Origin of the sequence: Streptomyces ureilyticus, assembly GCF_011045025.1 — a bacterium.
Classification (GTDB): domain Bacteria; phylum Actinomycetota; class Actinomycetes; order Streptomycetales; family Streptomycetaceae; genus Streptomyces; species Streptomyces ureilyticus.
Map to the genome: position 1 here is coordinate 37,338 of NZ_JAAKZX010000067.1, position 7,124 is coordinate 44,461.

Annotated in this window: 4 protein-coding genes; 2 read left to right on the forward strand and 2 right to left on the reverse strand. The window is 68.1% G+C overall.

The features are described 5' to 3' along the window. The first annotated feature begins 76 nt into the window (after positions 1 to 76). Both recD2 and G6048_RS21715 read left to right on the forward strand, forming a co-directional pair. On the forward strand, positions 77 to 2,347 hold the full coding sequence (recD2, locus tag G6048_RS21710) for an SF1B family DNA helicase RecD2 (protein ID WP_165341242.1): 2,271 nt from the start codon (positions 77 to 79) through the stop codon (positions 2,345 to 2,347). Positions 2,348 to 2,556: 209 nt separating this feature from the next. Then, a complete protein-coding gene (locus tag G6048_RS21715; RefSeq protein ID WP_165341243.1) occupies positions 2,557 to 3,846 on the forward strand; it encodes a citrate synthase in 1,290 nt (429 codons plus the stop codon). A 563-nt stretch (positions 3,847 to 4,409) separates the two neighbouring features. On the opposite strand, the gene G6048_RS21720 is transcribed toward G6048_RS21715, so the two are convergent. Both G6048_RS21720 and G6048_RS21725 read right to left on the reverse strand, forming a co-directional pair. After that, entirely contained in the window at positions 4,410 to 6,692 is a 2,283-nt protein-coding gene (locus G6048_RS21720; protein ID WP_268978936.1) for a heavy metal translocating P-type ATPase, read from the reverse strand. Positions 6,693 to 6,701: 9 nt separating this feature from the next. Continuing rightward, positions 6,702 to 6,926, reverse strand: coding sequence for a heavy-metal-associated domain-containing protein (locus tag G6048_RS21725; protein WP_165341244.1), 225 nt, complete (start codon positions 6,924 to 6,926; stop codon positions 6,702 to 6,704). Positions 6,927 to 7,124 lie beyond the last annotated feature (198 nt).

Here is a 7,124-nt window from a genome sequence, read left to right on the forward strand (position 1 = left end):
AGCCCTCGGGATCGGATCGTGATGAAGTTGTCCACAGGCTTCGCCCGGTGTCAGAGGCGGGCGGTAGCGTCGGATCATGTCGAATCTGGCAGGGAACCAGGCGGGCACCGGGGCGCGGAACCTGGCGGTCCTCGAAGGCGTGCTCGAGCGGATCACGTACGCCAACGAGGAGAACGGCTACACGGTCGCCCGGGTGGACACCGGACGGGGCGGCGGCGATCTGCTGACGGTCGTCGGCGCGCTGTTGGGTGCCCAGGTGGGGGAGTCCCTGCGGATGGAGGGGCGCTGGGGGTCGCATCCTCAGTACGGCAAGCAGTTCACGGTGGAGAACTACACGACGGTGCTGCCCGCCACCGTCCAGGGCATCCGCCGCTATCTGGGATCCGGCCTGGTCAAGGGCATCGGGCCGGTGTTCGCGGACCGCATCACGCAGCACTTCGGGCTCGACACCCTCCAGATCATCGAGGAGGAGCCGAAGCGGCTCATCGAGGTGCCAGGGCTCGGACCGAAGCGGACCAAGAAGATCGCCGACGCCTGGGAGGAGCAGAAGGCGATCAAGGAGGTCATGCTCTTCCTCCAGACCGTCGAGGTGTCGACGTCGATCGCGGTCCGTATCTACAAGAAGTACGGCGACGCCTCGATCTCGGTGGTCAAGAACCAGCCCTACCGGCTCGCGTCCGACGTCTGGGGCATCGGCTTCCTCACCGCCGACAAGATCGCCCAGTCCGTGGGCATCCCGCACGACAGCCCGGAGCGCGTCAAGGCCGGTCTCCAGTACGCCCTTTCGCAGTCCACCGACCAGGGCCACTGTTTCCTCCCGGAGGAGCAGCTGATCGCGGACGCGGTGAAGCTGCTCCAGGTGGACACGGGCCTGGTCATCGAGTGCCTCGGGGAACTGGCGGCGCCCCAGGAGGACGACGGCGACCCCGGAGTCGTACGAGAAAAGGTCCCCGGCCACGACGGCGGCGACCCCGTGACGGCCGTCTACCTGGTCCCCTTCCACCGGGCCGAACTCTCCCTGTCCGCCCAGCTGTTGCGCCTCCTGCGCACCGACGAGGACCGCATGCCGGCCTTCAGGAACGTGGCCTGGGACAAGGCATTGGCCTGGCTCAAGGACCGTACGGGAGCGGAGCTGGCCCCCGAGCAGGAGGAGGCCGTGCGTCTCGCGCTCACCGAGAAGGTCGCCGTGCTCACCGGAGGCCCCGGCTGCGGCAAGTCCTTCACGGTCCGCTCGATCGTGGAGCTGGCCCGCGCCAAGAAGGCCAAGGTCGTGCTGGCGGCGCCCACGGGCCGCGCCGCCAAGCGGCTGGCCGAGCTCACGGGCGCGGAGGCTTCGACCGTGCACCGGCTCCTGGAGCTGAAGCCCGGCGGGGACGCGGCGTACGACAAGGACCGGCCGCTGGACGCCGACCTGGTGGTCGTGGACGAGGCCTCGATGCTCGACCTGCTCCTCGCCAACAAGCTGGTCAAGGCGGTGCCTCCGGGGGCGCATCTGCTCTTCGTGGGAGACGTCGACCAGCTGCCGAGCGTCGGCGCGGGGGAGGTCCTGCGCGATCTGCTCGCCGAGGGCGGCCCGGTGCCCGCCGTCCGGCTCACCCGGATCTTCCGCCAGGCCCAGCAGTCGGGAGTCGTGACCAACGCGCACCGGATCAACGAGGGCAAGCAGCCGATCACCCAGGACCTGAAGGACTTCTTCCTCTTCGTCGAGGACGACACGGAGGAGGTGGGTCGGCTCACGGTGGACGTGGCGGCCCGGCGCATCCCCGCCAAGTTCGGCCTCGATCCGCGCCGTGACGTCCAGGTCCTCGCCCCCATGCACCGCGGCCCGGCGGGAGCGGGCACCCTCAACGGACTGCTCCAGCAGGCGATCACACCCGCCCGCCCCGACCTCGCCGAGAAGCGCTTCGGAGGCCGGGTCTTCCGCGTCGGCGACAAGGTCACGCAGATCCGCAACAATTATGAGAAGGGCGAGAACGGTGTCTTCAACGGCACGGTCGGCGTGGTCACCTCCCTCAACGTGGACGACCAGCGACTGACGGTGCTGACCGACGAGGACGAGGAGGTGCCGTACGAATTCGACGAGCTCGACGAGCTGGCGCACGCGTACGCGGTGACGATCCACCGCTCCCAGGGCAGTGAGTACCCGGCGGTGGTGATCCCGGTGACCACCAGTGCCTGGATGATGCTCCAGCGCAATCTGCTCTACACGGCGGTCACCCGCGCCAAGAAGCTTGTGGTGCTGGTCGGTTCACGCAAGGCGATAGGCCAGGCGGTGCGCACGGTGTCCGCGGGACGACGCTGTACGGCCCTGGATTTCCGGCTCTCACCCCGGCCTCTCGACCCGTGAGCGAGATTTGATCGATCAAGTGAGTCACAAGGGTCACAGAGCACTTCCGGAAGCAGGGCGAAGGGGGGCAGGATGAACGGGGTGGCGGCACTGAGTGCCGTCATTAGGCCCCATGGCCGACCCCGAGTGCACCGTCCTGCGCCAAATGGGGGATGGTAGAGACAGTCAGGGCACCTCGAAGAAGAGGCACAACGTCGGTGAGGGATGACGTGAGCGACAACTCTGTAGTACTGCGGTACGGCGACGGCGAGTACACCTACCCGGTGATAGACAGCACCGTCGGTGACAAGGGCTTCGACATCGGGAAGCTCCGCGCCCAGACCGGTCTGGTCACACTGGACAGCGGTTACGGCAACACCGCCGCCTATAAATCCGCCATCACCTATCTCGACGGTGAGCAGGGCATCCTCCGGTACCGCGGTTACCCGATCGAGCAGCTGGCAGAGCGCTCCACCTTCCTCGAGGTGGCCTACCTGCTGATCAACGGTGAGCTTCCGACGGTCGACGAGCTCTCCACCTTCAAGGGCGACATCACGCAGCACACGCTGCTGCATGAGGACGTCAAGAACTTCTACCGTGGCTTCCCGCGCGACGCCCACCCGATGGCGATGCTGTCCTCGGTGGTCTCCGCGCTGTCCACCTTCTACCAGGACAGCCACAACCCGTTCGACGAGACGCAGCGCAACCTCTCCACGATCCGTCTGCTCGCCAAGCTTCCGACGATCGCGGCGTACGCGTACAAGAAGTCGATCGGGCACCCCTTCGTCTACCCGCGCAACGATCTCGGTTACGTCGAGAACTTCCTGCGTATGACCTTCTCGGTCCCGGCGCAGGAGTACGACCTGGACCCGGTCGTGGTCTCCGCGCTCGACAAGCTGCTGATTCTGCACGCGGACCACGAGCAGAACTGTTCGACCTCCACGGTCCGTCTGGTCGGTTCCTCGCAGGCGAACATGTTCGCCTCGATCTCGGCCGGCATCTCGGCGCTGTGGGGTCCGCTGCACGGCGGCGCCAACCAGTCCGTCCTGGAGATGCTGGAAGGCATCAAGGCCAACGGCGGCGACGTCGACTCCTTCATCCGCAAGGTGAAGAACAAGGAGGAGGGCGTCCGCCTGATGGGCTTCGGCCACCGGGTGTACAAGTCCTTCGACCCGCGCGCCAAGATCATCAAGGCCGCCGCACACGACGTCCTCTCGGCGCTCGGCAAGTCCGACGAGCTGCTGGACATCGCGCTCAAGCTGGAGGAGCACGCGCTCTCCGACGACTACTTCGTCTCGCGCAACCTCTACCCGAACGTGGACTTCTACACGGGCCTGATCTACCGCGCGATGGGCTTCCCGACCGAGATGTTCACGGTCCTGTTCGCCCTCGGCCGCCTCCCCGGCTGGATCGCCCAGTGGCACGAGATGATCAAGGAGCCGGGTTCGCGTATCGGCCGCCCGCGCCAGATCTACACGGGCGAGGTTCTGCGGGACTTCGTCCCGGTCGAGTCCCGCTGATCGGTTAGCTCTCGTACGTACGCGTGCTACGTGCACCTACGTAAAACGGAAGGCGCCCCGCTGCCGGTCCCCCCACGGGCCGGAGTCGGGGCGCCTTCCTTGTCCCGGTTCGGATTCCCCCCACGGGATCCGGCCGGGCGTCTGAGGACAGCGCCTGAATCGCTGTGATCTAAACGAGCAAAACCGTCGTGTACTGCGTACTGCTCTGTGTACTGCTGAACTTCGTGTACTGCTGCGAGTGCGGTCTGCCGGGACCCGTACGGGAGGGCCGCTCAAGCTCCCCGTGTACGTGTCCCGGCAACGCAGTCCGGGAACGTCCCCCAAGACATCCCCAGATGCCAGTCACGCCCCCCAAGACGCTTCTGACATCGCCAACTTAGACTCACGAACCCCTTCGAGGGTTACCTTCACTTCACTGTGATCTGCGTCTCTTGCATATGTCCTGAAGATGCACAAGAGACCCGATATCGCTATCGGAGCCCAAGCGTAAGGAAGATGCGCGAGCCTTGTGAAGAGCTTATGTGAGGCTCGCGTCGGACTCCAGAGGTGTTCTTACTTCGACATCACCGAAATGCCCGGAGTCGGAGACTGTTCGTCACCACGAACACCGAGGAGAACGCCATCGCGGCGCCCGCGATCATCGGATTCAGCAGCCCCGCCGCGGCCAGCGGCAGCGCGGCCACGTTGTAGCCGAAGGCCCAGACGAGATTTCCCTTGATCGTCGCGAGGGTCTTCCGCGACAGCCGGATCGCGTCCGCGGCCACCCGTAGATCCCCGCGTACGAGCGTCAGATCGCCCGCCTCGATCGCCGCGTCAGTTCCGGTGCCCATGGCAAGGCCCAGATCGGCGACAGCGAGCGCCGCCGCGTCGTTGACGCCGTCGCCGACCATCGCGACGGCCCGGCCCTCGGCCTGGAGCCGCCTGATCACCTCGACCTTGTCCTGCGGCAGCACCTCGGCGAACACGAACGCCTCGTCGATGCCGACCCGGCGCGCCACCGTCTCGGCGACGGTCCGGTTGTCCCCGGTCAGCAGGACGGGCGTCAGCCCCAGGGTGCGCAGCTCGCGGACCGCCTCGGCGCTGGTCTCCTTGACCGCGTCGGCGACGGTCACGACACCGCGTGCCACTCCGTCCCAGGCGACGGCCACGGCGGTACGTCCCTCCGCCTCGGCCCGCGTCTTCAGTGCCGCCAGCTCGTCCGGCAGCGCGACACCGGCCTCGTCGAGCAGCCGCGTCCGTCCGACGAGCACCTCGTGCCCGTCGACGGTTCCGCGGACGCCGAGGCCCGCGACGTTCTCGAAGCCGGCGACGGCCAGGAGCGGCCCTGTGCTCCCCCACTCTCGGCTTCGCTCGAGCGGGGGGACCCCCATTTCTGCGCCCGCCGCGACGGCCTGGGCGATCGGGTGCTCGGAGGCGTGCTCCAGGGCGCCTGCGAGCCGCAGTACCTGCTTCTCGTCCGTGTCGGCGGCGACGTACACCTCCTGGAGGGTCATACGGCCGGTGGTGATCGTGCCGGTCTTGTCCAGGACGACCGTGTCGACGCGGCGTGTGGACTCCAGGACCTCGGGGCCCTTGATGAGGATGCCGAGCTGGGCGCCGCGGCCGGTGCCGACCATGAGGGCGGTGGGGGTGGCGAGGCCGAGGGCGCACGGGCAGGCGATGATCAGCACCGCGACGGCGGCCGTGAAGGCGGCGGTCAGCTCGTCCGTCATGCCGAGCCAGACGCCGAAGGTGGCGACGGCGATCAGCAGGACGGCGGGGACGAAGACGGCGGAGATCCGGTCGGCGAGGCGCTGCGCCTCGGCCTTCCCGTTCTGCGCGTCCTCCACGAGCTTCGCCATCCGCGCCAGCTGCGTGTCCGCGCCGACGCGGGTCGCCGCGACGACGAGCCTGCCGCCGGCGTTCACGGTCGCGCCCGTCACGGCGTCGCCGACGGTCACGTCCACCGGCACCGACTCGCCGGTCAGCATCGAGGCGTCGACCGCCGAGGCGCCCTCGACGACGGTGCCGTCGGTGGGGACCTTCTCGCCGGGCCGTACGACGAACTGGTCACCGACCCTGAGATCGGCAACGGGGAGGCGTATCTCCCGGCCGTCTCGCAGTACGGAGACATCCCTGGCGCCCAGTTCCATCAGGGCCCTCAGGGCCGCGCCCGAGCGCCGCTTGGCGCGGGCCTCCAGATAGCGGCCCAGGAGGATGAACGTGACGACTCCGGCGGCCACTTCGAGGTAGATCGTCGACGAGGCGTCCGCACGGGAGACGGTCAGGTCGAAGCCGTGCCGCATGCCCGGCATCCCCGCGTGGCCCCAGAACAGCGCCCACACCGACCAGCCGAAGGCGGCCAGCGTGCCGACGGAGACGAGTGTGTCCATGGTGGCCGCGCCGTGCCGGGCGTTCGTGAACGTCGCCCGGTGGAACGGGAGTCCGCCCCAGACGACGACGGGCGCGGCGAGTGTCAGCGACAGCCACTGCCAGTTGTCGAACTGGAGTGTCGGGATCATGGAGAGGAGGACGACGGGGATCGCGAGCGCGGCGGAGACGGTCAGGCGCTCGCGGAGGGAGGCGAGTTCAGGGTCTTCGCGGGGTGCCGCTGCCGCCGTCTCGGGCTCCGGCTCTGGGGGTGCCGGTTCCTCCGCCGTGTAGCCGGTCTTCTCGACGGTGGCGATCAGGTCGGCGACGTGTATGCCGTCTCCGTACGAGACCTTCGCGCGCTCCGTCGCGAAGTTCACCATGGCGGTGACGCCGTCCATGCGGTTGAGCTTCTTCTCGACGCGGGCTGCGCAGGAGGCGCAGGTCATGCCGCCGATGGTGAGCTCGACCTCGGCGGATGCCGCTGTGCTGCTCAAGGTTGGCCCTCAGGCCGTGCCGACGAGTTCGAAGCCGGCCTCGTCGATCGCGGCGCGCACCGCGGCCTCGTCGAGCGGGCTGTCGGACACGACGGTGACCTCACCGGTCGAGGCGACGGCTTTCACCTCGCGTACGCCGGGGAGCGAGGAGAGCTCGCCTGCGACGGAGCCTTCGCAGTGGGCGCAGCTCATTCCGGTCACCTGGTAGGTGACGGTGACGGTCTGCTGGGTCATGTCGTTGCTCCTTGGTGGGGCGGGTGGGGCTTTGCTCCCACTGTACCCCTAGGGGGTATGCATCCCAAGTGGGGGTCCGTCGTGGCTGAGGGCTCCCCGAGCGCCCATCAGGGGCGCGGGGAACTGTGCGGCAAGCCGCAACGCACCCGCAGCCGCGACGCAACGTGTCACCGCACCCCGGTAGGCGCACCCACCCAC

Bases quoted from the DNA above. Each gene is read 5' to 3' on its own strand.
- G6048_RS21725 (WP_165341244.1), bottom strand. From the start codon at position 6,926: ATGACCCAGCAGACCGTCACCGTCACCTACCAGGTGACCGGAATGAGC.
- recD2 (WP_165341242.1), top strand. From the start codon at position 77: ATGTCGAATCTGGCAGGGAACCAGGCGGGCACCGGGGCGCGGAACCTG.